The following is a 24,853-nucleotide window of genomic DNA, read 5'->3' on the forward strand; positions in this document are numbered from 1 at the left end:
GATTATTGAGAAGGATTGATTATGTCTACCTCTGTTGTCAACAACCGCCCTGATTACGATCAGGTGATTGTGGATATTGTGGATTATGTCATGGACGACACCATAACATCCCCCGTTGCCTACGAAACTGCCCATTACTGTTTTTTGGATACACTGGGCTGTGGGCTGGAAGCACTGGAATATCCTGCCTGCAAAAAATTATTGGGGCCGATTGTACCGGGTACCGTGGTTCCGAATGGTGTGCGCGTACCGGGAACTCAGTTCCAACTCGATCCGGTTCAGGCCGCCTTTAATATTGGCACCCTGATCCGTTGGCTGGATTTCAACGATACCTGGCTGGCGGCAGAATGGGGGCATCCATCGGACAACCTTGGGGGTATTCTTGCCATCGCCGACTGGCTGTCCCGAACAGCGGTTGCCAATGGAAAACAGCCCCTGACCATAAAAGATGTGCTGACCGGCATGATTAAAGCCCATGAAATTCAGGGCTGTCTGGCATTGGAAAATGCGTTCAATAAAGTCGGACTGGATCACGTGGTGTTGGTTAAAGTCGCTTCAACAGCGGTGGTTGCCCAGATGTTAGGTTTAGCGCGTGAAGAAATACTGAGTGCCGTTTCGCTTGCTTGGGTGGACGGACAATCCCTGAGAACCTACCGCCATGCCCCTAACACGGGTTCCCGCAAATCCTGGGCTGCCGGTGATGCCACTTCTCGTGCCGTGCGACTGGCGCTGATGGCGCAAAAAGGCGAGATGGGATATCCCTCAGTATTAACGGCAAAAACGTGGGGATTTTATGATGTCCTGTTCAATGGGCAACCGTTCAAATTCCAACGTCCCTATGGCACGTATGTGATGGAAAACGTGCTGTTCAAAATCGCTTTTCCTGCCGAATTCCACTCACAAACGGCGGTAGAAGCGGCCATGACTCTGCATCAGCAATTGAAAGCAGCAGGTAAGCAGGTCGAAGACATTGCCCGAATCACTATCCGTACCCACGAAGCCTGTATCCGGATTATTGATAAACAGGGTTCATTGAATAATCCGGCGGACAGAGATCACTGTATACAATACATGGTCGCCATTCCATTATTGTTAGGTCGTCTGACGGCGGCCGATTATGAGGATAATGTGGCTGCCGATCCACGCATTGATGTTTTGCGGGAAAAGATGATATGTGTCGAAGATCCCGATTTCACCCGTGATTACCATACCCCTGAGAAACGTTCGATTGCCAACGCCCTGACCATAACATTTAACGATGGCAGCCGGCTTGATGAAGTGAAAGTCGAGTTCCCGATTGGACATGCGCGCCGCCGCAAAGATGGCATCCCATTGCTACTGAAAAAATTCAGTACCAATCTGGCACGGCAATTTCCGGACACCCAGCAACGAAAAATCCTGTCGGTTTCGCTTGACCGCACTTTATTGGAAAACATGCCCGTAAACGAATATCTCGATTTATACGTTATCTAATCGACGAAGCTATCGGCGGTTCTGCCTGCAAGAACCGCTTCTCATCTGCATAGCGCCAGGAGAGATTATGTCATTCCAAGATTTTTATCAGTATTCGATTGATGATCCCAATGCCTTTTGGGCAGAACAGGCCCGACGAATACACTGGCAGCATCCTTTTGCACAGGTATTGGATTACAATAACCCGCCTTTTGCCCGCTGGTTCAGCGGTGGGAAAACCAATCTATGCTACAACGCACTGGATCGCTGGCTGGAAACCCAACCCGATGCCAAGGCACTGATTGCCATTTCAACCGAAACCAATAGTGAAGAAGTTTTCACCTATCAAGAATTATATCAGGAAGTCAACCGAGCCGCGGCCATGATGCTCTCACTGGGAGTAAAAAAAGGTGATCGCGTGGTGGTTTATATGCCAATGGTCGCAGAAGCGCTGTTCGTCCTGCTCGCCTGCGCCCGTATCGGGGCGATTCATTCCGTCGTGTTTGGCGGCTTTGCTTCCCACAGTCTCGCCACACGACTGGATAACGCAGAGCCGGTGCTGGTCGTCTCTGCGGACGCGGGATCGCGGGGGGGCAAGATTATTCCCTATAAACCCCTGCTGGATGAAGCGATTGAACTGGCACAGCACACACCACGCCATGTCTTGATGGTGAACCGCGGTCTGGCCGCAATAAATTGGCTGGAAGGACGGGATATCGATTTCGCCAGCCTGCGGCAAATACACCTTGATGCAGATATTCCTGTCACATGGATGGAATCCAATGAAACCTCCTGTGTGCTATATACATCGGGCACAACGGGCACGCCCAAAGGCGTACAACGTGATGTCGGCGGCTATGCAGTAGCACTGGCGACCTCGATGGATACCATTTTTGGCGGCAAACCAGGCGGCGTTTTCTTTTGCACATCGGATATCGGCTGGGTGGTTGGCCACTCTTACATTGTCTATGCCCCACTTATCGCTGGCATGGCAACCATCATGTATGAAGGGCTGCCGACCCGCCCTGATGCGAGTATTTGGTGGCAGATCGTGGAAAAACATCGGGTTAACAGAATGTTTTCTGCGCCAACTGCAATCCGTGTTCTGAAAAAATATCCCACAGATTGTATTGCAAAATACGATATTTCATCACTTGAGGCATTATATTTGGCCGGTGAGCCGCTTGATGAACATACCGCCCGCTGGGTTGCGGAAATCATCAACGTTCCGGTCATTGATAATTATTGGCAGACCGAAACCGGCTGGCCGATTATGGCGATTGCGCGTGGATTGGATGACCGGCCGAGTCGTTTTGGCAGCCCCGGTTTTCCAATGTACGGCTTCAACGTCAAACTGATCAACGAACTAACTGGTCAGGAATGTGGCGATAATGAAAAAGGGATGTTGGTCGCCAAAGGCCCCCTGCCTCCCGGTTGTATTCAGACCGTTTATGGTGATGATACGCGTTTTATAAATACTTACTGGAAGCATTTTGCCCAGCAGATTTATTCTACGTTCGACTGGGGCATCCGTGACAGCGACGGTTACTATTTTATTCTGGGGCGTTCGGATGATGTGATTAATATCTCAGGGCATCGCTTAGGAACACGAGAAATCGAAGAGTGCATTACCAGCCATGAAGACGTGGCAGAAGTAGCCGTGATTGGCATCAAAGATGAAGTAAAAGGACAAGCCGCGGTTGCCTTTGCGGTACTTAAGGAAGGGCGGAAAATCCAGAGTGCTGACCATTTCGCAGCGCTGGAAAAAGCATTGATGGATTTGGTCGATAAGCAGCTCGGCAGTGTCGGGCGTCCGGCACGGGTCTATTTTGTTACCCAGCTTCCCAAAACCCGCTCAGGGAAAATGCTGCGCCGCACCATGCAGGCGATTTGTGAAGGACGGGAGCCGAACGATATTGCATTAATTGAGAACTCTGCCTCGCTGGAGATGATCCGGGATGTCGTTTCTCATCAGGCCACAGCCAATAAAAAATATAAGGTGTCTCCCAATGACAAAAACTGATATTTGGTATGGCCTGTTTGACAAAGATTCATTATCGATAGGCCATACTAGGTATTCTCTCCAGCGGAAGTCATTTGTTACTCCCTCTCACTGAACCTCCTCCGCACTATAACTCTTTTGTTTATTCCGCGTTTAATTGCATAGGATTACTATGTACCTGTACTACCTATTAACATTTTTACAGCTACTTTTTCCCATTTCCGCTCCGTATCAATACGGAGCTTTTTTTATAAAATAACATCAATAATTAATGCTTCATTTCAGGCTCTTTTGCTGCCGCCTCAGCCCATTCCACCATTGCCGGATGCTTAAGCATTCGATCAACCCATGCCTGACTGACAGCAGAAAATTTCAGCCCATAGGTCTGAGCACGGAAAGCCACTGGAGCGAAAAACGCATCAACCGCAGTGAATGTACTCCCAGCCAGCCATTCACCGCCAAATTTCGTTAACCCGTCTGACCAAAGAGCATCAAGGCGGTCAATATCACACTGTAACTCAGGGGAAATTTCCTCCAATTCAAACTGTTTTGAACAATTCATCGCGCAAGTTTGGCGCAATGTGGCAAAACCAGAGTGCATTTCTGCCGAAGCACTTCTTGCCCACGCTCTGGCGATGCGATCTTGTGGCCAAACCTGTGTATGGTGTTCTGCAAGGTATTCAGCAATAGCCAGTGAATCCCAAACGGTAATTTCACCCTCTACCAGACAAGGAACAAGCCCAGTGGGTGAGAATGCTTTGAATTTTTCATAACTACTTTTATTATCTTCAAAATAACTAAGCTGCTCGTTAAATGGGATCTCCAGCGCCTTCAGCAAAATCCACGGACGCAGTGACCAAGAAGAATAATTTTTATTGGCTATCCACAATGTGTACATCGTATTTCCCGCTATAGTGATCAAAGAGTGTGACTACGCGAAAACATTACAATCTCTTGCCATAAGAGTAAACAATGGCATACAGGAAAACGCTTTTTATTTTTGCCAATTTAAATAATAATCACCCATCTGTTTTTCAAAAAATTATTTCATAGAGTGATAATGTTCACACTAAAAATATATTTAGCAATAAGTCATTCCTATAATTGAACATATTCTATAATAAAAAATAACTGTCACTTTATGGATAAGTGAATAAATTTAAATTTACACATTAATTATTATTCACTTAATTAATGCTTTTAAAACAAAAATAAATATAGAAAAAATACAACTAAATAATATCAATTTTAAATATACACATAATTATCATGAATATTAATAACCTAACATTAAATCACAATCAACAAATGAATTAAATGCTTTTTATTTCATCATCAGGATCATAATATGATTATATTATTGACTTGGATTCGCATAATAAGTGCAATTTCTAAGAAAGGCGGTCAGTTGCTATAGTAGGCATCTTTCTTGCCAAAGGAAAATGCGCTATGGCCTATAAACAACTGACCGAAACAGAAAGATATCAGATTTTCAGCCTGAAAGAAGCCGGTTTTTCACAACGGGAGATTTCAAAGTCACTCAATCGAAACCCATCAACGATTAGCCGGGAATTGAGACGAAATCGGGAGGCAAAGAAATATACGCCTGAACAAGCTCAGCTTAAGGCCGTAGCGCGCCGACAGTGTGCTACAAAAGCAGTAAAAGTGAAACCAGAGATAGAAATGTGGATCAAACAGTTAATTTGGCAAGATTTAAGTCCTGAACAAACAGTCGGTTATCTCAAAAGGGAAAATATAATATCTTTGCATCATGAAACAGTTTATCGATTGATTTATAAGGATAAACTTAATGATGGTAATTTATGGCAACATCTTAGGATTGCGAAAAAACCGTATCGTAAACGCTATGGAAGTTATGAGCGCAGAGGAAAAATTAAAAACAGAGTCAGTATTGATAAGCGCCCCAAACTTGTTGATAAAAAGCAGCGTATTGGTGATTGGGAAGGAGATACTATCGTGGGTAAAAATCATAAAAGTGCATTATTGACATTAGTTGAACGAAAATCGTTATTTACTATTATAATTAAACTTGAAAATAAAACAGCAGAAGGGGTCGCAAAAGCGGCAACAAGACATTTATCACTGATAAAACATAAAATTAAAACAATGACCTTTGATAACGGCCTCGAATTTGCCGAACACGAACTGATCAGTAAAAATTTAGAGACAAAAATTTATTTTGCTCACCCGTATTCCCCCTGGGAAAGAGGGATAAATGAGAACACGAATGGATTAATCAGAGATGACTTCCCAAAAGGAACTGATTTTAATAAGGTGTCAGAGCGGGAGATTAACCTTGTGGCAAACCGATTAAATAATCGTCCTCGTAAAACACGAGATTACAAAACACCGAATGAGTTATTTAAAGGAATACCCTCTCATTTACTTCGTCCATTACGGTGTTGCGCTTAATATGTGAATCCAAGTGATATAATTTGACATTCTTAAACAAATTATTTATCGAAAATTCGTAAAAATAAAGTAGCGTTTTAATATACTATAATACCTAAACTTTCTCACTTATGTTCACAGAGAATTTTCAGTGATCAAGAATAAGGAAACGGTATGCTTTTAAAAAATACGTCCACGCGCTTTGGTCATGTTTCTGTTTTCATCCATTGGTTAGTTGCACTCGCTGTTTACGGTATGTTTGCACTTGGGTTATGGATGGTGACATTAAGCTATTACGATACTTGGTATCATCAGGCACCAGAACTCCATAAAAGTATTGGGAGTTTAATTTTTTTTGTCATGGTTATTCGTCTTATCTGGCGGTTTATTTCTCCGCCACCAAAACCTCTGACAAGTTACAGCTATTTGACGCGAATCAGTTCCAAACTGGCTCATTTCACGCTATATCTGGCTCTGTTTGGCATTTTAGGCAGCGGATATCTTATTTCTACGGCTGACGGGCAACCTATCAGCGTTTTTGGATGGTTTAATATCCCCGCCACGCTATCAGAACAGGGCATACAGGCAGATACCGCTGGCATTATCCACCTTTATCTCGCTTGGGTTGTTGTGGTGCTCTCCCTGCTGCACACACTTGCTGCATTGAAGCATCATTTTATTGACCGCGATAGTACCTTAAAAAGAATATTTGGCTTCAACCCTGACTAAAAATAACCTCTGGAGAATCAATATGTTAAAAAAGATGTTAATTGGCCTGAGCGCAGGCGCTTTATTAATGAGTACAGGCTCTGCAATAGCCGCTAACTATAAAATCGATACGATTGGCCAACACGCCTTTATTGAATTTCGTATCCAACATTTGGGTATGAGCTGGCTTTACGGTAATTTCAGAAAATTTGACGGGGATTTTGCTTTCGATCCGCAAAATCCAGAAACGAACAAAGTTAATGTCGTTATTAAGACAAATAGCGTAGATACCAACCATGCCGAGCGCGATAAACACCTGCGCAAGCCTAATTTTTTAAACACGGAAAAATATCCAGAAGCCAAATTTACTTCAACTAAGATCAGCCAAGAGGGAGAAAAATACACAGTTATCGGTGATCTAACATTAAATGGTGTCACCAAACCTGTGACGCTGAATGCCAAATTAATGGGAGAAGGTAAAGATCCTTGGGGTGGATACCGTACGGGTTTTGAAGCTAATGGTAAAATTAAATTGAAGGATTTTGATATTAAGGCTAATTTAGGGCCAAAATCTCAGGAAGTTGAATTGGTTATTTCCGTTGAAGGTGTACGGGAAAAAGCCTGACACTTCTCAGCATTAATATCTTTAATTAAATTTTTCAACTAAAAAATAAACCGCCACTTAATATTTTCCACTTAGAAATGGAGATATTCGTGGCGGTTTAACCGATTATATATACTATCTTCGATTAATGACTCAAACTGATTCAGCAATCAATTCATTAACATGACGAGTGATCAATTCCAAAGCATTATGAGCATCATAATCTGCCTTAATTCTCTGTGACTGATAATGCCATTCAGGAGAAGAAAGTATCCGGGTCACCGCTTGATATAACTGTTTTTCACTCGGTGTATCTGTATTCAGACTAATACCGCATCGTGACCAGATAACACGGGCAACAGCTTCCAGCTTACCATCTCCTGTACCAGCAACCACCAGCGGCACACCGTGACGAATGGCCGCATTAAGAGAACCATACCCACCATTGGTAATGAAAATTGCTGAACGAGGAAGCCAGTGTTCAAAGTTAAGGTATTCCACCACCCTGGCATTGTCAGGGATCTCTTCACCCAACATTTCGACTGGCCTTCCTGCCGTAATTGCCAGCACACGTACTGGCAACGTCGCCAATGCACGCAAGGTAGGTAATAGTAACTGGCTGAAATCAACATTCGCCAGCGTTCCCTGTGTGACTAAGACAAGCGGCAGACTTTCATCTGACCACTCCAACTGGGTTTTGTCATCCTGTACTTCAACACCCAGCGCGCCGATAAAATCCACCGTTTCCGGTAAATCATCACGAGGAAATTCAAACGATTTGGTCGCCAATTGCAGGAAACGATCAGCTCGACTGATAACGACATCATTATGATCTTGTGTCAGAGGAGGAGATGCTACTTCCAACAGAGCGGTGTTGAATGCATCCCGTACCTGTCCAATCAACTGAGCCGTTTCCTCATCCACCAATTGCTCACGCATCAAATCAGCAGGCAATAATTCAGGAGGAATACGCGGCCCCCAGAAGATGGTATCCCGAGTCGACCATGACAACGGTGTCACCCCAATCGCAATAATAGGAATACGATCATGGGCAGGTTTCTGTAGCAGTGGGAGTACCGCATAGAACGTATTGTCCACAATCAGTAAATCAGCGCCTTTAACCAACTGCTCCAACTGACGGTACAGCACAGGTATAGGGCCAGCAAAAAATTGCTTAAGGGCATGTGTCATCTGATGATTTCCGGGAGGATGCTGCCCTCTCTCAGGAAATTTCTCTTCCAGATTACGGTAATCAACATCAACCTGCTGATCGAAGGCGACGAAGCTTGCCCCTAACGCTTCTGCCTGCTGCCGAAAAATAGAGCCAGTGAATATTGTCGCTTCGTGCCCCTGCTCTATCAAATGCCTGGCAATGGAACAAATGGGAAAAACATGGCCTGGAGTTGCAATCGCAGCCAAAACAATACGAGCCATTAATTAAACCTCCTTCAACTCAACTTCAGCTACACCAGAATCTGAATTGGAAATAGTTCGGAAACTGAGATTCTCACAAACTGGTGTTCCATGAACATGCACCCGCTGGAGATGTCGGGGAGAATGAGTAATAAACGCTTCCCTACCATGCAGCAAAGTAAAATTATCACTAATGACTAAATCACCTGACTGCCATTGATGAGCATAGAAATAACGTGAGTCATACAATCTGTTAAACAGATTTTTTTCAAATTCTTTTTGCTGTTCAATTGACAGCCCATGGATCGTCAATAAATGATGGTCAGCATATTTATCGTCTTTTCCTGTCATGGGTTCGTTGTAACGCATCACCCATTTTTTACCATCAGGATGAAGACAAATCAGCGGTGAAACCACCTCTCCACCATAATGCGTCACTCTGCTTGTACGGTAAGTTATCGTGGTGTTTTTCCATTCATGGCGTTCATCATCACTCGCATCGGCAATCAATTGCTCAGTATCAACAAACGTGGTTCGCCCTCCTTGACTTGCCTCAGGCGCAGAAACGCAGTGAAATATCTGAAACTCCGGAATTGTCGGCTTATACATCCCATCCCAATGTAGTGGCACATGGGTGCTGTCCAGAACATGATCAGAAGGATCAGGACGCTCCATAACATCCAATATGGCGCCAAACGGCCACATCATTATTTCTCCCCAACGGCCAGTGTATTCCGTCAACTTTTCCGGATCCGTAAAACCAGAAGAAAAACCACGTAATACAACCAGTTTGTGGGTACGTGCCAGCTCGCGCAGGGTATCAATAGACAACGTAGTGATGTCCTGCTGAGGGGCATTGGGCGTAATCAGTAGTCCAAAAGGCATGATCGGTTCAATGCGACAATCCAGTTCATCTATGCTCATAATGCCCTCTCTCAAAAATGCGGTATAACGGCGAATAACTCTCAGATAACCTTTATTACTGTTCCTGCAAAGCGGCAACCAGCGGTTCTGTCTGCTGATTTTGCTCAGATACGGCTTCAATCATGTAATGGCTGGGGACACCACGGATCTCGACCAATTTCCCCTGCATCTTTTTCACTTCATCACTTTTCATCAGCACAAATTGACCGTTAATATTGGCTGCGACACCATGCCACGGCGTGAGCCAATCATCCCGGGTAGGCATCATATGAATACCGATTTTAATACTGTCAACGGGCTGCGGATGGATAGAAAGGCGAATAGCCAGTGGAAACTGTTCAGCCAGCAGATTTCCCCAAGCCCAACTACGCTGGATAACGCCAACCGCTCGTTGACGCGCATCTTTCTGCAAGGCTGTTTTCGAACCGTCATATCCCGGCAACAGACTATCTTCATAGAGAAAACGAGTAATCGCCCGATAGAGCTGAAGCCCTTCTTCACTCTCTTTAAGCGTGGCCTTAATTTCTTCCGTCGAAGAAGCATAACCATTCACCAGCAGCTCACGCAGTTGATCATAATTGCTGGTATATTGGGTGAGTGATTCAACGTTGCCGAGATTAAAAACTGAAAGATTGGTTGCGCCCAGTTCATGCAGCAACTTTTCAATCTCCAATTGATAATGGGTAATGGTTTCATCGTCGACGTGGATAAGATCACTGAATACATGTCCATCAGAACAAATAACAATATTTGCACCTGGTGGATAATAAAGTTGAATGCGCTGACACAGAGAATTCAGAAAAATCAGTGATAATTTTTCTGCCATATCAGGCATTGTACCCAGTACTTTACGGGGGTTCGGCGATTTTGTCGGAAATGCAGGAAGAATACATTCAACAGCTTTGCCCTGTTCAACAAACGCACGAATGCGTGGCAGCTGAACTTCAGAGACTTTTTGTTCTTCATATTCAATCGTATGTTCAGATTCTGAGAAACGGCGTCTATATTGCAACAATTCATGTAAAATTTTGCCCGACACCTTTTCTATGTCAATATGTTCCATATTTTTTCCTAATTTATTACACTCACTTCATTACCAACAATGCCTATTTGCAGATTGTAAAGACTCCATAAATCAAATGTTCACTGTTACACTCTTAATATATAATTCAATAAAAATCCCACATAGAAAAAAGGAAATATCAAAAAATATAAGGTATAACCAACCTAATATATAAATTAAACTGAACATATTGAGGGTCTTAACTTTACATCTTTAATAGCCTATTAATTTTTCAAGCCATTCATCTGGCATAAGAAGCCAATCGTGATAAGCTCTTGATAAAACAGATAATAAAATCACATATTAATTCACCACAATATATACCATCAAATATTTAACATAAGACACACAACAACGTCACGTATATTACACAAATAACAATATATATTGCATATATCTTATTTTATTACACGTGTTATATCTTCATAAGAATTCTGTCGATAAATATATAACATCACAAACATCTAAAATAACTAAAAAATTTAATAAATTAATTCAATTTTTTTGATTTTATGACATAAATTAAATCTAATACTCTTTAAATACATTTTTTCAACATAAAAACGTTTTTAAGAGCTATATTATTTATACCATTAATATTGTTTATTACATGAGAATAGAAATGATAGATAGCGAATCTCCTGAATTACCAGAAGAAAATAATGCAATAATCCCCACTATAAAGAATAAACTCCTTAAATCACATTACATTACTATCACTAAGGAAATTAATTATTAACTGGCTGCAAAAGTGATATCTCAACTTTTGGTTCTGCAAGAAGTCAACGCGGATCTGATAAAAATCTTCATTTTTATGATCCACCCACTTTTGAGTGGGTTCACAGGATACCGATCGACCATAAATTGCCTTTTCATTTACTCAGACGCTTTCGTTTTCTCTAACGTCCAAACAAAATCCTGCACCCTGACAGGCTCAAAACCAAATTTTTCATAAAGCCCTCCCGCCGAAGAGGTCACCAACATGACCCGTTTCACATGAGAAATAATCGGATGCTGTAAAACACATTCCATCAACCAACGCCCCAACCCTCTCTTCTGATAGTCCGGCACAATAAAGACATCACAAAGATAAGCAAACGTTGAAAAATCTGTAATTAATCGCGCGAAACCAATTTCTTTATCGCAATGGAACAAGGCAAAACATAAGCTATGCTCTATCCCTGTTCTGACTTTCTCAAACGTAATCCCACGCGCCCAATATAATTGGGTAAGATTATTATGAACAAAATGAATATCAAATTTTGTTTTATCCGTGGTAACCCAGTATTCACCTTGTTCCCACGTTATATTTTGCTCCATCATTTTTCCTTTTTTAAAAACGTAATCTGTAGAAAAATTTACCATAAATATGATAAAAAGCCACGCAATAGCATGGCTGTTCAAAATGATAAGATATCAATCTTTCTGTAATAACGTACGGTATATCAAGCCACCGATAGCACCACCAATTAATGGGATCAGCCAGAACAGCCAAAGTTGATTCAACGCCCATGTGCCTTGAAAAATAGCAACTGCCGTACTTCTTGCCGGGTTAACCGACGTATTTGTCACAGGGATACTGATTAAATGGATAAGTGTCAATGCCAAACCAATGGCCAGTGGCGCAAACCCTACTGATGCATTTTTATCGGTTGTTCCGAGGATCACAATCAGGAAAAATGCGGTTAATACCAGTTCAATGATAATGGCAGCCTGTAATGAAAAACCGCCGGGTGAATGTTCACCATAACCGTTGGATGCGAAACCACTTGCCGTTGCATCAAAACCACTTTTACCGCTGGCAATAAGATAAAGTACGGCCGCGGCAGCAATTCCCCCAATCACTTGAGCAATGATATAAGGAATAACATCTTTTGCTGAAATGCGTCCCCCAGCAAATAATCCTAATGTAACAGCCGGATTAAAGTGCCCTCCAGAAATATGCCCTACGGCATAAGCCATTGTTACTACCGTGAAACCAAAAGCCAGAGATACCCCCACAAAACCAATCCCCAGTTGTGGGAACGCTGCGGCTAAAACAGCACTGCCACATCCGCCAAACACCAACCAAAAAGTACCCAAAAACTCTGCCGATAATTTTTTAAACATTCTATGATTCCTCAATGATATTCGCCTGAATGCAAAATAATCCAAACAAAGTTTAGTTAATATTTTTAAATATGCGCAAGGAACCACAGGCAGAAAATAAAGGACTGGCGAATATGACAGGCGATGATTTAAGAGTTATTTCATTTGAAACGGTTTTATTGTCAACCTGGTGAAAATTAATGTTAAAAAATAACCATTATCCGTTAAAGATAAATTAGCCGAAAACTTTATGACAATAATATAATAAACATAACAACCTGAGTCAGATATTTATAAAACCCAGGTTGTTGATTTACCTAATCAATAATTTATCTGATTACTGCATTATCGATATCATCCAATGCCTGCCAAATACGATATTTGACTGTCATTGATTTTGGCGTATATACCACGATAGGTAATTTGCTGTTATAGCGTATAAGCGCATCTTTGCCTAACTGCACTTGAACAAAGCGCACGGTTTCTTTTTGCCCTGGACAAGCCATTTTGGTTGACGCCGGGCCGGTGACTTTATTCAATACATAATAATCGTATCCCCACCCTTCCAAGGTTTTTGTTTCAAGTTGCCCACCAAACCAGTGATGATTACAGTCTACTTTTATATCCTGACCAATCATAAGCTCAACCATGTAATCGCCTTCATCCTCTTCTGGCGCAAGGTCAATGACATTGCGTACCATTCCTTCTGAAGCCTTAGGATAAGGGGCGACATCTTCAAGTTTCTTATCAGCCTGAGCAAAAGTAGAAACCGAAACCATCATAGCGGCTAAAGGAAGTAGATACTTTTTCATTTATCACCTCTTGATATGTTTAACAACGGAATTGAATCATAACATGCTCAACGATAGGAATAAGTTATGCTTTTTTGTCAAGAGACTGATTTTTACCACTATTATTTAAATGAGAAATTCATTCATTTATAAAAATAATAAATTATTATTAACAGTCAAAAAGATATAAAGTTGTTCCCCGATCTTTTTTATGTGATATCTCTCAAATCTGATCTTACAATGGGCTGCTACACTCATATTGAGCAGTAGTAAATTTCGTCTAGGAGGTTCTATGTTTCCAGAATATCGTGATTTAGTGTCCAACCTGAAAGAATCTAACCCGCGTTTCCAATCCCTGTTTGAAAAACATAACCGACTTAACCACGAGATATCACAGCTAGAAGGCCCAAATGGAACCGGCTATAGCGATAAAGTTGTGCGCCTGAAAAAAGAAAAACTACACATCAAGGATGAGATGCAAAGGATCTTACAGGCAAAGTCCCAAAAATAACCCTGTCATAGACTTTAACGCCTGCTTCTTTGACAAGCAGGCGTTACATGAGGATTGTTAATTCACTCGCTGTTCTCTGGCTTCATGCCTTTAAGGTTCTCTATTCGAGAATAAAATACAGTCCATCATCCATAAAAGCCACCGTAACGGTGGCAAAAACTGGAGCAATGTCCTTTTTCATTATTTATTGTGCGTCAGCTTTCTGACGAGGTTGTCTCTTCGTTTTCACCCTTGGATGTGGTGTAACATTTTCGACGTCACCTGGCTTAGCAATAAAACGCACAAACGTTTCATGGCTGACGAACGTTGCTCCACAATTGATGTTCTGACATTGGTTATAACGCTCCTTTGTCTGGCTTGAGTGCTCGAAGCTGCTACGAGTATGCGCTGACTGACCACACAGAGGACACTTAATCATATTGTTCACCTTTCTTGAAATAACTGTCTCGAAATAACACCATCTCGTCTGGTGAACAATATACCAAAGATCTCATATCGAGATCAAGTTTTTATTTCGGTATCAGCCGTCTTGACCTCAACATCATCAATTTTGATTTCGAGATCCAAGGATGTGGTAAAACCACTGCCGTTAAGGTTGTGAGTTACTTTCACCAACGTCCAATGCGTTCCATCAATTTCCGTCTTAAAATCCTTTAGCTGAATAGGTGTTTCAGGGTAGATATCAGCTCGTCCTTTCGCCAATGTAATAGAGAACTGCGCCGCCCCCCGCTGCATTTTATCCCAAACAGCTTTTGCAGCACGCTCCGCGTTTTCCTTGTTAGAATAAATGCGGGAAAGCGTCAGAACATTTTCCTGAGTTCCTGTCAAATATTTTGCGGATTTTTGCTGTGCCGTTGTTGTCTTATGGTGCTCCGCCGTCGATTTTCTTTGTTCTTTAGAAGATGGACTTCCCTTGGTATCGATATTCTTTTTTCTATCAATATTTCCGTTATCCTTGTTTTTTCTTTTACGTTCTTTTTGTCCTTTTTCAATATAAGCAGGTTTTTCCCTTCCTTTTTTTTTGTGATTTTTCTTCGTCAAATCGATGCCACCTTTCTTTTCCAGACTCACTCCATTGGACTGAGCTGACTTAGTAAGGTTCATTCCACGAGGCGACTCACTTTTATGTTCTTTTTCCTCTTTAACGATTCGAAATTCTTTTTTCTTGGAAGAGTCTTTCTCTTTTAAGGAAAGGCTTTTGTCTTTTTGAGGAATATTCTTGGCTGACGATTTTTTCTCGCTGCTTCCATATTCAACAATAATTTTAATTTCCCCGTTTTTTGATTCTACCCGCCTCAATTTAACCGTCTGTTTAGCCGCTGTGCGTGTATCCTGCCATTGAGCATCAACACCAGTATAAGCTTCACGATCAGACAGAGAAAACCGATGGCTGTCCCCTGATTCACGAGTAATCAATACAAGTGGAATATCCTGACCACTTGAAGTTTTATTTTGTCCTTGTTGAACAAACAGCAACTCACCATTTTTGACCGAAGCAATCGCCCCTTCCTGCTTTGCCATCCGAGTCAAAAAGCTCACGTCAGATTCATTGGTCTGATCAATGTGCATAGAGATCCCCTTCAATTCCTCGCTGATTTTAAATGTCAGCTGGTTTCTCGCAGCAATCGTACTCACAATGCTCTCTAACGTGTGTTTATGGTAAGACTCTTCGCGTTTAACATTCAAATTACCTCGAAAATCAGCACTGCGGGCACGAATTGTCAGCCGATCAGGCGCACCGGTATGTTCAATTTCATCAACGACAAATTTTCCCTTTGGGGTTAAAGAATCGCCATGCCACCCCAATTCCAATGCTAGAATATCGCCTCGGGAAGGAAATATAAGTTGCCCATCCGCATCATCCAACTCAATATCGAGCTGGTCTGATTCCAAACCGCGGTTATCTGTCAGCGTTAAAGACATTAAACGCGATTGGATGTTCCCTGTAATATCCTTCTTATTAGTTTCCAACCGAAAAGCTGGCGCACCTTCTTTACCAGTGACCAAATCAAATTGGGGAATCCAATCTGTGTTTGGTATCCTCAGTTTAAGATCTAGCATTAGGATGCTCCTTAATTTCACCTATAGCCTTTCTCGTAAGACCAGAAGGCTTATCCAGTGATGTAGGTGGTTTGCCTTTTATATCAGATAATTGATCCTGTAAATCACCCAACATTTCAAACAAATTGTTATCAACGCGCCGTAAGGTCAGTGTAAAACTGATTTTTCTGGCCGCTCCGCCCGACATAAATTCCGTTTTTGTCTCATCAATGCTTTCGATAACGAACATTCCATAAATTGCGCCACTTCCATCAATGAAAGACCACGCCTTACCTCTGTCTGCCATCAATGTCAATGCAGTCAGTGAAAGAGAACCGCCTGTCAGTTCAGGATAAAGTTCCCCCGATAGCGTAACCGTATCATTATCTGAACCAATAAATTGCCATGCAGGCCGTGCTCCCACACGGCTATTGAAAGCATGTCTCCAACTTTGTTTATATTGGAAACTTTGGTATGGCGTTGTTTTCAACATAAAAACAAATAAACCAAGTGCAGCCATCATGAGAAATCTTCTCCTCTATCAGAAAGTGAGCTACGCATACGGGCTTGCTGGATACGTTCCCGTTGTTCCAATTCCTGCCTGACCACACGGGCAATATCCTGCGCGGACTGTCCCTGAGCGCCATAGACATAGATGTTATATTGTGGTGCTCCGCTAAGCTGCGGTGGCAGGCTTCGTTCTTTCTTCGCCTGAACAGCCTCATAAGTATGAGCAGGCAGACTTTGCGCATGCAACGGTGCATCCTGTGCGGCAATAGGCAAAGACATTGAACTAACGGCAAGTCCCACGGCAGCGAGCTTCGCCGTATTTTTCCGGCTGGTTACATTGGCTGGGCCGCTAATAATTTCAGGGCCACGCTCACCCGCAATGCCGAATTTCCCGGCTGAAATAGATCCGCCTGTATCATGTTTAGTAATTTGTGCCGCTTGTTGCGTAGTTGCGCTATTCGTTATTTCCTGTGATGTTTTTACAGCTACTTCCTTTTTATCATCACCTGACCACCATGATTTGAATATGTCAGTAATAGAGGTAATTTTCCCCTTCAAGGCTTCCCATTTTTCTTGAATACCCGTTAACAAGCTGTCGATCATATCCGAACCCGCTTTCTTTAATTTCTCTGGAATAGCTTGAACATCACTAACAATTTCATTCCATCTATCTGAAATTGATTTTTTGATGCTTTCCCAGATTTCCAAAGTATTCTGTTTAACGGATTCCCAAGCACCACTGATTTGGGCTTTGATATTTTCCCAAGTGGCAAGAACGCTTTGTTTAATAGATTCCCATTTCTCACTTAATAAGGCTTTAATCGCTTCCCAAACTTCTGAAGCGCTTTGTTTAATAGCATCCCAGTTTTGGTAAATAATGCCGATCAGTCCTCCATTCATGAAAAAGCTCTTGATACCTTCCCATGCGGCACTGACTATGTTTTTAATTCCCTGCCATACATTGCTACAAACATTTTTGATACCTTCCCACAAGGCTGTGAATTTTGGCCCCAACGTTCCCCAATTCTGCCAAATATAAATAGCAGCCATTGCGATAACACCAATAATGGCAAGAATCGGGTTCGCCATCATAGCCCGACCAATGAACATTATTGATTTTCCTAATACACTGAAAGTACTACTTAAAAAAGACAGGCCTTTTACACCAACATTTGCCAGAATATTTATACCACTACCCAAAACACCAAAAACTTTTTGACCAATATTCCCTAATATTTCAAGGCCTTTTCTTTGGTTTCCAAAAGTATCTTTACCTCCTTTGTTAGATAGCAAATCAGCGCCATCATTAAGTGAGCCAAAAACTTTGTTTCCGGTTTTACCAAAAAAATCCATAGCGGCTCTTAGTGCTTCTAAAGCCTCAGTTCCCAATTGTGCGAATACCTTCAAGCCATCTCTTAAATTCTCCATAGCCTGAATACCCACTTGAGCAAATCTATTCAGATTGGCTCTTAATTCTTCCAGAGCCTGAACACCAACCTGAGTAAATATATCCAGACTGGATTTCAATTTATCCAGCGCCTGAACGCCCAGCTGAGCAAAGAAACTGAGGCTGGCTTTTAACTCTTCTAAAGCCTGCATACCCAACTTAGCAAATACATCCAGGGGAGAGGTTAATTTATTCAGAGCCTGAACGCCCAACTGCACAAATGCATCCAGTGTGGATTTTAATTTATCCAGCGCCTGAGTTCCCAGTTGCGCAAATATATCCAATGGTGCTGTTAATTTATTCAGAGCCTGAACACCCAACTGCACAAATGCATCCAGTGTGGATTTTAATTTATCCAACGCCTGAGTTCCCAGTTGCGCAAATATATCCAGGGGTGCTGTTAATTTATTCAGAGCCTGAACACCCAACTGCACAAATGCATCCAGTGTGGATTTTAATTTATCCAACGCCTGAGTTCCCAGCTGCGCAAATATATCCAGGGGTGCGGTTAATTTATTCAGAGCCTGAACACCCAACTGCACAAATGCATCCAGTGTGGATTTTAATTTATCCAGCGCCTGAATTCCTAATTGTGCAAAAAAATTCAGACTGGCTTTTAATTCTTCAAAAGCGTTAAGCCCCAACTGTACAAATGCATCCAGACTGGATTTTAATTTATCCAGCGCCTGAATTCCCAATTGAGCAAAAAAATTGAGGCTGGCTTTTAATTCTTCAAAAGCGTTGAGTCCCAACTGAGCAAATACATCCAGGGGAGCGGTTAATTTATTCAGAGCCTGAACACCCAACTGCACAAATGCATCCAGTGTGGATTTTAATTTATCCAACGCCTGAGTTCCCAGCTGTGCAAATATATCCAGGGGTGCGGTTAATTTATTCAGAGCCTGAACACCCAACTGAACAAATGCATCCAGTGTGGATTTTAATTTATCCAGCGCCTGAGTTCCCAGCTGCGCAAATATATCCAGGGGAGCGGTTAATTTATTCAGAGCCTGAACACCCAACTGCACAAATGCATCCAGTGTGGATTTTAATTTATCCAGCGCCTGAACCCCTAATTGTGCAAAAAAATTCAGACTGGCTTTTAATTCTTCAAAAGCATTAAGTCCTAACTGTACAAATGCATCCAGACTGGATTTTAATTTATCCAGCGCCTGAATTCCTAACTGTGCAAAGAAATTAAAATTAACTCTTAAGGACACCAGAGCCTGAATCCCTAGCTGTGCAAAAATATTCAGACTAACTTTTAAAGATACAAAAGCCTGAATACCCAACTGCGTAAATATATTCAAACTGACTCTTAAAAAATCGAATGTTTTTATACCAACATTTCCAAATAGTTGTATATAACCAACCAGAGTTTGAAATACTACTTTTACTGCACCAGTAGTTACATTCAAAACCGCATTAATTTTATTCAGAATACTAAATAAAATTGTTATCTTTGGATTGATATTAATAACCAACTTATCTAACAATGTAAAATTGTTAGTCATATTCCCCGTTGCACCAAGATTAAATTCGTTTTTTTTACTGGATGAATTTTCCTGTTTGATAATTTGGGTAGTTTGAATAATATTAGCTGATTGACTGGCAGCACTAACCTGCAGCGTTCTTGTCGAATTCTGCCGCGCAGATAAAGATTGTTTAATTGTTTGATTATAGGCTTTAAGATCGGTGCGTATACGCGCAGTTTCCTGCGCATAACCCACGATAGGTTTTAAGCTCTCAACGGTCTTATTGAGTTTTTTGAACTGGTTATGAATTTTATCGACTGAATTTTCCAGCTTTTTATTATGCCGTTGAAAAGATTTAAAGGAACCGGTCAGCTTTCCAACGGCACTCAGAACCTTGTTTAGCTGTGACTGTATATTACTCATTTTCTGCACCACTTCTTAAAATGGCCCGATGTCGCCAATCCAACAGTTCCGACAATGACATTTCATCTGTCACTGTCGGTGACCAGTGAAAAACGGTGGCGATATCCGCCACCAATTCATCAACGGTTAATTGTTCTGGGAATCGGACTTGACCGACTTCGGTAACAAAAAATTGACCACCTCCACACTGAGATTAATCAGATCACCGGGTGACATCATCATTAGGTCATTTTTGGTCAATACAGGAGTGGTAACACGCGGCAGGACAAGCAGCATAGAATCCACATCCATTTCCAGCAGCGCCTGTAAACGTGCACCGCGCAATGCACCACTGGTAGGCTTGCGTACCATCACTTCCGTGATTTCGCCGTTACCTCGCGCCAATGGAGCTTCCAATTCGATGGTGCGCAGATCGTCATTTTGAGTGTTCAGTGTTTCTGTCATGGTTCAACCTTGTTTATCCGATTAAAAACCTGTCCCAGCAGGTATGGTTCAAACTCCGATGAGACAGGAAATAAGTTTTAAAAAATCTAATTGCTAAAAAAGCGATTAAAAAAGACCGATATTGCGGCGATGCTGCTCTAGACGATCTTCTCCGCCCACTTTCTCAACCATGTTGATGGTGTCGATTTCAATCAGCTCTTCGCCATCCCATGTCAGTTTGAAATAAGTGTTTTTCGCGGTGATTTTGGTCTGAGAGTTATCACCTTGTTTATAAGTGCCGTGATCGAACTCCTGGAAGCGGCCACGCATCACAACTTCAACCGCAACCACATCACCGGTATCTTCGCGCTCAAAAGAACCAGCAAAGCGCAACATAACGCCATCTGCTGTCGCAATGCCCCACTGCTTATACAGTTGAGATTCAATACCGCCCAGAGTGAATTCCGCATCCAATGCGCCTTCATCCAGACCCAGATCCACCATTGCGCTGCCGTTCATGCCGGCGCCACGATAAGCTTCCAGCTTGCGGCTTAACTTAGGAAGAGTCAGTTCTTCCACGATCCCCTGATAGTTGTTGCCATCATTGAACAAATTCAGGTATTTAAGTTTGCGAGGTAATGCCATCAGTTAGCCCCTTATTTATTGATACTTTTAGCGAAATTCATCAGGTAACTATCTGTAATGCGCTGGCGTAACATCATGTTTTCCAGTGGCGGTACAGGTGTATAGTCGTAATCGATGGTCAGTTTGCCTGCTTTCAGCGTGTCTTTATCGTTGGCTTTTTCGTCATACCAGCAACGGCCGTCGATGATGTAACCACCAGATTTCAGTTCGCGGAACTTGGCATTAATACCTTCAATGATGTCGCGTACCAGTGATGGTGTCAGTGGTTTGTCTATTGCCCACATATGTGCGTCAGCCATGGTGTCAGCCAGAACTTGAGCGGTACGGGTGTAGCTTTCGAACTGGAACAGTGCGTCATCAGAGCAAGTACGGGAGCCCCAGAAACGGAAGCCGTTTTTGCGGATCAGCGTAGTGATGCCACTCTTGTTCAACAGATCAGCGTCAGTTGCGGTATCTTGCAGATCCCAGAAGACGTCAGCAGACAGACCGGTTACACCGTTAACACCCACGTTGGACAGTGTTTTGTGCCAGCCAGTTTCCTCGTCGATTTTGGCACGCAAGCCCAGAGCACGAGCGGTTGCATAAGCGATAGACTCGCTATTGGAAACAGTATCCCAGCTCAAGAAATCCGGCCAAATCAGCATCAGCTCACGCTGATTGAAGTTGTCGCGGTATTTGATGACTTCAGAGATATTTTTGCTGCCATAAGCACTGACATACGCCATTGCTTTCAGTTTCTGAGCAACGCTGGCCAGTTCAATCGCAACCGCTTTTGAATCCAGACCTGGAACACCCAGAATACGAGGCTTAACACCGAGCTGGCTTTGCGCCGCCAACAGTGCCTGCATACCGGTTTTCTTACCTGCATCAGTGACAGTACCGATGATATTAGAAACGGTTACTTCTTCAGATTCGCCCTCAGCCACACGAACAACGACGGTGACAGGCTGAGCCTGATCAGCAATCGCTTTCAGTGATGAGTACAAAGTTCCCTTTTTCCCTGCTTTGCCACTGGCGCTCATAACGTCAGTAATCAAAACTGGAGTGTTTAATGGAAATGTTTTTTCGTCTGCGTCAGGACCAGTACAAACCATACCCACGATAGCGGTGCTAACTGTGGTGATGGTGCGAGTACCTTCATTGATTTCCTGTACACGGACGCCGTGATGATAATCTTGTGCCATTTTAGCGTTCTCCTGTTAAGGTGTGCCGCTATATTGACGGATTGGGTGGGGGAAATCATTCGATGGGAAATGTGTGGCAGTGGATACAAATGCGTTTTGATATTTTTGTTTTAAATCAGATTATTAAATGAATAAATATTAATTATCAGGGTGTTTTTGAGGATATTTACAGGTGTTGTTGGATAGAAATCCAAATTGCTCAAATAACACACTCAAATTGATTATTTTTCATGCTATATCAGTTCATTATTTATACTTATCCACATTTTTATAGACAAATTGCTATTTTGGTTATTTTTTGATAGCCAAAAATGGCTTATTTTGGCCGTTTTTTTAAGTCTTCTAGGTGTATGGGGTGGGATTTTGACGCCGGATCGTTGGGATCAATAGATTGTGAAAAACCTCGGTTTGGCGGAAACCAAAAATCAGGCCCAGGACGCAGTGCCCAATTCAAGGAAGGTGAATGGGAAGACATTGACGGGGGATGTGACCCTGAGTGCGGAGGATGTTCAGGGAGAGCCCCGTTTTAACCAGACGATAGATCTAACGGGTTTGAGTAGTGATCGGTATTATCCGGTATGGTGGAAATTCCCGTTTAATGAGCGTGGAGCTAATTCATGGCTGACAATACACCGTAATTACGCCGAGAATCGGGAGAATAAAAATCCATTTGGGAAAGATGTAACTCATTTAGCAGGGCTAGAGGTACAAATAGAAGGAAGCGATACACTCTGGGGAGGAGATGCTCAGTACCTGAATATAAAACGGATCAATCAACGTTATCGTAATACCGTCAAAAAGATTCAGTATGGCATGATGAGTATTGCAAGGTCTGTTGATGGTAAGTACCCTCTATACTATGATTGGAAATCTGGCGATATCACAGAATGCCGTGTATATAGTGGATGTTATTTACGAGGAGGATTAACCTATCATGTTACTAGTAATTTCAATAACTTAGATTATTCCCGTAAAGAAGATGAAGTAGAAATATGGCATGGCGTAAGTGATTCTGATAAGCGGGAGATTAAATGGACGGTTAAATCTTATGCTATTGATGATCCTTTATTAGGAAAAGATTATGATGATACAGTAACGCCTTACGGATCTGATATTACAGATATGCTATATCCTGTAGGAATAGTTGTATGGTTTGCTCAGAATAAAAATCCAAATAATTTATTTCCGGGGACATCGTGGAAATATATTGGCGAAAATAGAACTGTTCGCTTGGCTGCTGCTAATGGTTCAAATGTGTTATCAACGGGTGGGAATGATACTAAATGGTTATCTGTCAACCAAATACCTAAGCACAGTCATTCTTTTAGCGCAAATACTAGTAATGCAGGCGGTCATAATCATAGTCGTGGAGATATGAACATTACTGGTTATCTACCAAGTGTTATTCAACATGGGGATGATGTTTTTGGTGGTGCTTTTGCTAGAAATGGGCAGAATAAACCAGCCGTAGACTATACTGACCACTGGAAAGAACTTACTACATTTGACGCATCTCGTACTTGGACTGGGCATACATCATGGGGTGGTGAGCATATTCATAATGTTAGTGGTACAACATCAGAAATTGGTAAAGGGGAAGGATTTGATGTTACTAACTCTTATGTTATGTTAATGGGGTGGTACCGTATTTCTTAATTTGGTTTTTTATATAATATAGTATTCAGGGGCTCTTGCCCCTGAATACTAATTTGGCTTTTTAGGCCAGCCAAGTTTGTTAATACCTGAAATATCAATATCAATCAATTTAACACTATAAACTTCCCACTCATTTAATAGTGAAATTTCTTCCTTTGAGGCCATATTAAGTCTAACCTTACGTTCCAATTGAATAATTCTTTTTTCGGCTTCCTGTAACAGCGATTGTTTTTGATTTTCTATTTGCTTTAAATCATGTTGTTTCTGTTCATTAAGATCAGTTACCCACTGTTTCCCATCCCATTTATCGAATAAAGTCTTAGGTTCTAGTAGAGTTAATTCAAAAGGTATTTCGCCAATTGACTGTATTTTCATAGGTTTTAGGGTTTTGATGTGATAGGCAGTTTTTCCACGGTAATCCGGTACATTAATCCATGACTTTCCATCAGTACTACGACAAACAGCGATATCTACCGATTCTGGTAGTTCTGGAGCATCTGAATAAGCTCCAGCAGACAGGCTAACGCCAACGACAATGCGCTCCATATCTGCACAAATATATTCTCTTGTTTCGGTATTAGTCCGATAAACCATTACTCAGCCATTAGACGTTGCAAAACCATTTTCATCAAATTCTGGTGTTTTAATATCAGTTGTGTATTTCATTATGCTGCTCTCACTATATATAAAAATGCGATGTTACGGGGACGGGTGCTAAACCACCAAGAAGCCCAGTCAGACACTCTTAAAGCTGCTGTAGAGACTATTCCTGATATTCCTGAATCAGTATTTCCACCAGGTATTGGTTGATTATTAGGAGTTTTCGCGGTATTAGGTTGTGCTTGAGTTGTAAAATCAGCACTATCGAAAGGAATGCCAATAGCTTCTGCACGAACTCCCCCTACATAATCAAGAACTACCGTTCTTATCAGAGTTGGTGATTCATAACTGAGCGGAATACGTTCACTATCAACGGGCAGCACTGACAGCGTGGAAACGACACTGTGTGCTATTGAACCGTGTAGACTGTCCGGCAGCACCAGACATTGACTGGCCTAAAGCGCCAGAGTGATTATTAGGGG

General features: G+C 42.1%; 25 protein-coding genes. 8 read left to right on the forward strand and 17 right to left on the reverse strand.

Features of this window, described 5'->3' with window-relative positions:
- Positions 1-21: 21 nt before the first annotated feature.
- The gene (locus tag XBJ1_RS05810; protein WP_012987880.1) at positions 22-1,473 is read left to right on the forward strand and encodes a bifunctional 2-methylcitrate dehydratase/aconitate hydratase; all 1,452 of its coding nucleotides are present in this window, start codon (positions 22-24) and stop codon (positions 1,471-1,473) included.
- 67 nt (positions 1,474-1,540) lie between these two features.
- On the forward strand, positions 1,541-3,475 hold the full coding sequence (locus tag XBJ1_RS05815; protein WP_012987881.1) for a propionate--CoA ligase: 1,935 nt from the start codon (positions 1,541-1,543) through the stop codon (positions 3,473-3,475).
- Between the two features lie 247 nt (positions 3,476-3,722).
- On the opposite strand, the gene XBJ1_RS05820 is transcribed toward XBJ1_RS05815, so the two are convergent.
- The gene (locus XBJ1_RS05820) at positions 3,723-4,352 is read right to left on the reverse strand and encodes a glutathione S-transferase family protein (protein ID WP_012987882.1); all 630 of its coding nucleotides are present in this window, start codon (positions 4,350-4,352) and stop codon (positions 3,723-3,725) included.
- Between the two features lie 551 nt (positions 4,353-4,903).
- On the opposite strand from XBJ1_RS05820, the gene XBJ1_RS05825 reads away from it, so the two are divergent.
- The 3 genes from XBJ1_RS05825 to XBJ1_RS05835 all read left to right on the forward strand — a co-directional run bounded on the left by XBJ1_RS05825 (position 4,904) and on the right by XBJ1_RS05835 (position 7,199).
- Positions 4,904-5,887 carry an IS30 family transposase gene (locus XBJ1_RS05825; RefSeq protein ID WP_012987883.1) on the forward strand — a complete coding sequence of 328 codons (984 nt, stop codon included), beginning with the start codon at positions 4,904-4,906 and terminating at the stop codon, positions 5,885-5,887.
- 153 nt (positions 5,888-6,040) lie between these two features.
- On the forward strand, positions 6,041-6,595 hold the full coding sequence (locus tag XBJ1_RS05830; RefSeq protein WP_012987884.1) for a cytochrome b: 555 nt from the start codon (positions 6,041-6,043) through the stop codon (positions 6,593-6,595).
- Between the two features lie 22 nt (positions 6,596-6,617).
- Positions 6,618-7,199 carry a YceI family protein gene (locus XBJ1_RS05835; protein ID WP_012987885.1) on the forward strand — a complete coding sequence of 194 codons (582 nt, stop codon included), beginning with the start codon at positions 6,618-6,620 and terminating at the stop codon, positions 7,197-7,199.
- 132 nt (positions 7,200-7,331) lie between these two features.
- On the opposite strand, the gene XBJ1_RS05840 is transcribed toward XBJ1_RS05835, so the two are convergent.
- The 6 genes from XBJ1_RS05840 to eco all read right to left on the reverse strand — a co-directional run bounded on the left by XBJ1_RS05840 (position 7,332) and on the right by eco (position 13,478).
- On the reverse strand, positions 7,332-8,612 hold the full coding sequence (locus tag XBJ1_RS05840; protein WP_012987886.1) for a glycosyltransferase: 1,281 nt from the start codon (positions 8,610-8,612) through the stop codon (positions 7,332-7,334).
- Positions 8,613-8,615: 3 nt separating this feature from the next.
- Entirely contained in the window at positions 8,616-9,515 is a 900-nt protein-coding gene (pvcB, locus tag XBJ1_RS05845; protein WP_012987887.1) for a tyrosine isonitrile desaturase/decarboxylase, read from the reverse strand.
- Positions 9,516-9,570: 55 nt separating this feature from the next.
- Complete coding sequence (gene pvcA, locus XBJ1_RS05850) at positions 9,571-10,578, reverse strand: L-tyrosine isonitrile synthase (protein ID WP_012987888.1); 1,008 nt, start codon at positions 10,576-10,578, stop codon at positions 9,571-9,573.
- An 876-nt stretch (positions 10,579-11,454) separates the two neighbouring features.
- A complete protein-coding gene (locus XBJ1_RS05855) occupies positions 11,455-11,898 on the reverse strand; it encodes a GNAT family N-acetyltransferase (protein WP_012987890.1) in 444 nt (147 codons plus the stop codon).
- A 96-nt stretch (positions 11,899-11,994) separates the two neighbouring features.
- A complete protein-coding gene (aqpZ, locus tag XBJ1_RS05860; protein ID WP_012987891.1) occupies positions 11,995-12,687 on the reverse strand; it encodes an aquaporin Z in 693 nt (230 codons plus the stop codon).
- Between the two features lie 308 nt (positions 12,688-12,995).
- Entirely contained in the window at positions 12,996-13,478 is a 483-nt protein-coding gene (gene eco / locus XBJ1_RS05865) for a serine protease inhibitor ecotin (RefSeq protein WP_012987893.1), read from the reverse strand.
- 271 nt (positions 13,479-13,749) lie between these two features.
- Here eco and XBJ1_RS05870 point away from each other — a divergent pair, with 271 nt between their 5' ends.
- Positions 13,750-13,968, forward strand: coding sequence for a YdcH family protein (locus tag XBJ1_RS05870; RefSeq protein ID WP_012987894.1), 219 nt, complete (start codon positions 13,750-13,752; stop codon positions 13,966-13,968).
- A gap of 184 nt (positions 13,969-14,152) precedes the next feature.
- Here XBJ1_RS05870 and XBJ1_RS19545 read toward each other — a convergent pair whose 3' ends face one another.
- The 8 genes from XBJ1_RS19545 to XBJ1_RS05900 form a co-directional block, all read right to left on the reverse strand.
- On the reverse strand, positions 14,153-14,386 hold the full coding sequence (locus tag XBJ1_RS19545) for an ogr/Delta-like zinc finger family protein (RefSeq protein ID WP_012987895.1): 234 nt from the start codon (positions 14,384-14,386) through the stop codon (positions 14,153-14,155).
- Positions 14,387-14,469: 83 nt separating this feature from the next.
- Complete coding sequence (locus XBJ1_RS22935; RefSeq protein WP_012987896.1) at positions 14,470-16,029, reverse strand: phage late control D family protein; 1,560 nt, start codon at positions 16,027-16,029, stop codon at positions 14,470-14,472.
- A complete protein-coding gene (locus tag XBJ1_RS05880; RefSeq protein WP_012987897.1) occupies positions 16,016-16,531 on the reverse strand; it encodes a phage tail protein in 516 nt (171 codons plus the stop codon). Before XBJ1_RS05880 ends, XBJ1_RS22935 begins: the two co-directional genes overlap by 14 nt.
- Positions 16,528-19,863, reverse strand: a complete 3,336-nt coding sequence (locus XBJ1_RS05885) for a tail protein (protein ID WP_012987898.1) — start codon at positions 19,861-19,863, stop codon at positions 16,528-16,530. Before XBJ1_RS05885 ends, XBJ1_RS05880 begins: the two co-directional genes overlap by 4 nt.
- Positions 19,856-19,975 (reverse strand): GpE family phage tail protein, encoded by a 120-nt coding sequence (locus XBJ1_RS19550; RefSeq protein ID WP_071827277.1) that lies wholly within the window; start codon positions 19,973-19,975, stop codon positions 19,856-19,858. The genes XBJ1_RS05885 and XBJ1_RS19550 overlap by 8 nt, the downstream gene beginning before the upstream one ends.
- A 14-nt stretch (positions 19,976-19,989) precedes the next feature.
- Complete coding sequence (locus XBJ1_RS05890; RefSeq protein ID WP_012987900.1) at positions 19,990-20,307, reverse strand: phage tail assembly protein; 318 nt, start codon at positions 20,305-20,307, stop codon at positions 19,990-19,992.
- A gap of 105 nt (positions 20,308-20,412) precedes the next feature.
- Positions 20,413-20,931 (reverse strand): phage major tail tube protein, encoded by a 519-nt coding sequence (locus tag XBJ1_RS05895; protein ID WP_012987901.1) that lies wholly within the window; start codon positions 20,929-20,931, stop codon positions 20,413-20,415.
- Positions 20,932-20,942: 11 nt separating this feature from the next.
- Positions 20,943-22,115, reverse strand: coding sequence for a phage tail sheath protein (locus XBJ1_RS05900; RefSeq protein ID WP_012987902.1), 1,173 nt, complete (start codon positions 22,113-22,115; stop codon positions 20,943-20,945).
- A 393-nt stretch (positions 22,116-22,508) separates the two neighbouring features.
- On the opposite strand from XBJ1_RS05900, the gene XBJ1_RS22385 reads away from it, so the two are divergent.
- Positions 22,509-23,771, forward strand: coding sequence for a phage baseplate protein (locus XBJ1_RS22385; RefSeq protein WP_049778805.1), 1,263 nt, complete (start codon positions 22,509-22,511; stop codon positions 23,769-23,771).
- Positions 23,772-23,819: 48 nt separating this feature from the next.
- Here XBJ1_RS22385 and XBJ1_RS05915 read toward each other — a convergent pair whose 3' ends face one another.
- Complete coding sequence (locus XBJ1_RS05915; protein WP_012987905.1) at positions 23,820-24,365, reverse strand: tail fiber assembly protein; 546 nt, start codon at positions 24,363-24,365, stop codon at positions 23,820-23,822.
- A gap of 71 nt (positions 24,366-24,436) precedes the next feature.
- Entirely contained in the window at positions 24,437-24,754 is a 318-nt protein-coding gene (locus XBJ1_RS21290; RefSeq protein WP_143827631.1) for a hypothetical protein, read from the reverse strand.
- A 23-nt stretch (positions 24,755-24,777) separates the two neighbouring features.
- On the opposite strand from XBJ1_RS21290, the gene XBJ1_RS19555 reads away from it, so the two are divergent.
- A complete protein-coding gene (locus XBJ1_RS19555; RefSeq protein ID WP_430515364.1) occupies positions 24,778-24,843 on the forward strand; it encodes a tail fiber assembly protein in 66 nt (21 codons plus the stop codon).
- Positions 24,844-24,853: the final 10 nt, after the last annotated feature.

This window comes from Xenorhabdus bovienii SS-2004 (assembly GCF_000027225.1).
GTDB lineage: Bacteria > Pseudomonadota > Gammaproteobacteria > Enterobacterales > Enterobacteriaceae > Xenorhabdus > Xenorhabdus bovienii_C.

What these genes read in the sequence shown, in the direction of transcription:
- XBJ1_RS05870 (WP_012987894.1), top strand. Translation starts at nt 13,750, where the DNA reads ATGTTTCCAGAATATCGTGATTTAGTGTCCAACCTGAAAGAATCTAAC.
- XBJ1_RS05810 (WP_012987880.1), top strand. Translation starts at nt 22, where the DNA reads ATGTCTACCTCTGTTGTCAACAACCGCCCTGATTACGATCAGGTGATT.
- XBJ1_RS05830 (WP_012987884.1), top strand. Translation starts at nt 6,041, where the DNA reads ATGCTTTTAAAAAATACGTCCACGCGCTTTGGTCATGTTTCTGTTTTC.
- XBJ1_RS05915 (WP_012987905.1), bottom strand. Translation starts at nt 24,365, where the DNA reads ATGGTTTATCGGACTAATACCGAAACAAGAGAATATATTTGTGCAGAT.
- XBJ1_RS05900 (WP_012987902.1), bottom strand. Translation starts at nt 22,115, where the DNA reads ATGGCACAAGATTATCATCACGGCGTCCGTGTACAGGAAATCAATGAA.
- XBJ1_RS05820 (WP_012987882.1), bottom strand. Translation starts at nt 4,352, where the DNA reads ATGTACACATTGTGGATAGCCAATAAAAATTATTCTTCTTGGTCACTG.
- XBJ1_RS05840 (WP_012987886.1), bottom strand. Translation starts at nt 8,612, where the DNA reads ATGGCTCGTATTGTTTTGGCTGCGATTGCAACTCCAGGCCATGTTTTT.
- XBJ1_RS22935 (WP_012987896.1), bottom strand. Translation starts at nt 16,029, where the DNA reads ATGCTAGATCTTAAACTGAGGATACCAAACACAGATTGGATTCCCCAA.
- XBJ1_RS05855 (WP_012987890.1), bottom strand. Translation starts at nt 11,898, where the DNA reads ATGGAGCAAAATATAACGTGGGAACAAGGTGAATACTGGGTTACCACG.
- XBJ1_RS05895 (WP_012987901.1), bottom strand. Translation starts at nt 20,931, where the DNA reads ATGGCATTACCTCGCAAACTTAAATACCTGAATTTGTTCAATGATGGC.
- XBJ1_RS05890 (WP_012987900.1), bottom strand. Translation starts at nt 20,307, where the DNA reads ATGACAGAAACACTGAACACTCAAAATGACGATCTGCGCACCATCGAA.
- XBJ1_RS19545 (WP_012987895.1), bottom strand. Translation starts at nt 14,386, where the DNA reads ATGATTAAGTGTCCTCTGTGTGGTCAGTCAGCGCATACTCGTAGCAGC.
- XBJ1_RS05880 (WP_012987897.1), bottom strand. Translation starts at nt 16,531, where the DNA reads ATGATGGCTGCACTTGGTTTATTTGTTTTTATGTTGAAAACAACGCCA.
- eco (WP_012987893.1), bottom strand. Translation starts at nt 13,478, where the DNA reads ATGAAAAAGTATCTACTTCCTTTAGCCGCTATGATGGTTTCGGTTTCT.
- XBJ1_RS05885 (WP_012987898.1), bottom strand. Translation starts at nt 19,863, where the DNA reads ATGAGTAATATACAGTCACAGCTAAACAAGGTTCTGAGTGCCGTTGGA.
- pvcB (WP_012987887.1), bottom strand. Translation starts at nt 9,515, where the DNA reads ATGAGCATAGATGAACTGGATTGTCGCATTGAACCGATCATGCCTTTT.
- aqpZ (WP_012987891.1), bottom strand. Translation starts at nt 12,687, where the DNA reads ATGTTTAAAAAATTATCGGCAGAGTTTTTGGGTACTTTTTGGTTGGTG.
- XBJ1_RS05835 (WP_012987885.1), top strand. Translation starts at nt 6,618, where the DNA reads ATGTTAAAAAAGATGTTAATTGGCCTGAGCGCAGGCGCTTTATTAATG.
- XBJ1_RS05815 (WP_012987881.1), top strand. Translation starts at nt 1,541, where the DNA reads ATGTCATTCCAAGATTTTTATCAGTATTCGATTGATGATCCCAATGCC.
- XBJ1_RS05825 (WP_012987883.1), top strand. Translation starts at nt 4,904, where the DNA reads ATGGCCTATAAACAACTGACCGAAACAGAAAGATATCAGATTTTCAGC.
- pvcA (WP_012987888.1), bottom strand. Translation starts at nt 10,578, where the DNA reads ATGGAACATATTGACATAGAAAAGGTGTCGGGCAAAATTTTACATGAA.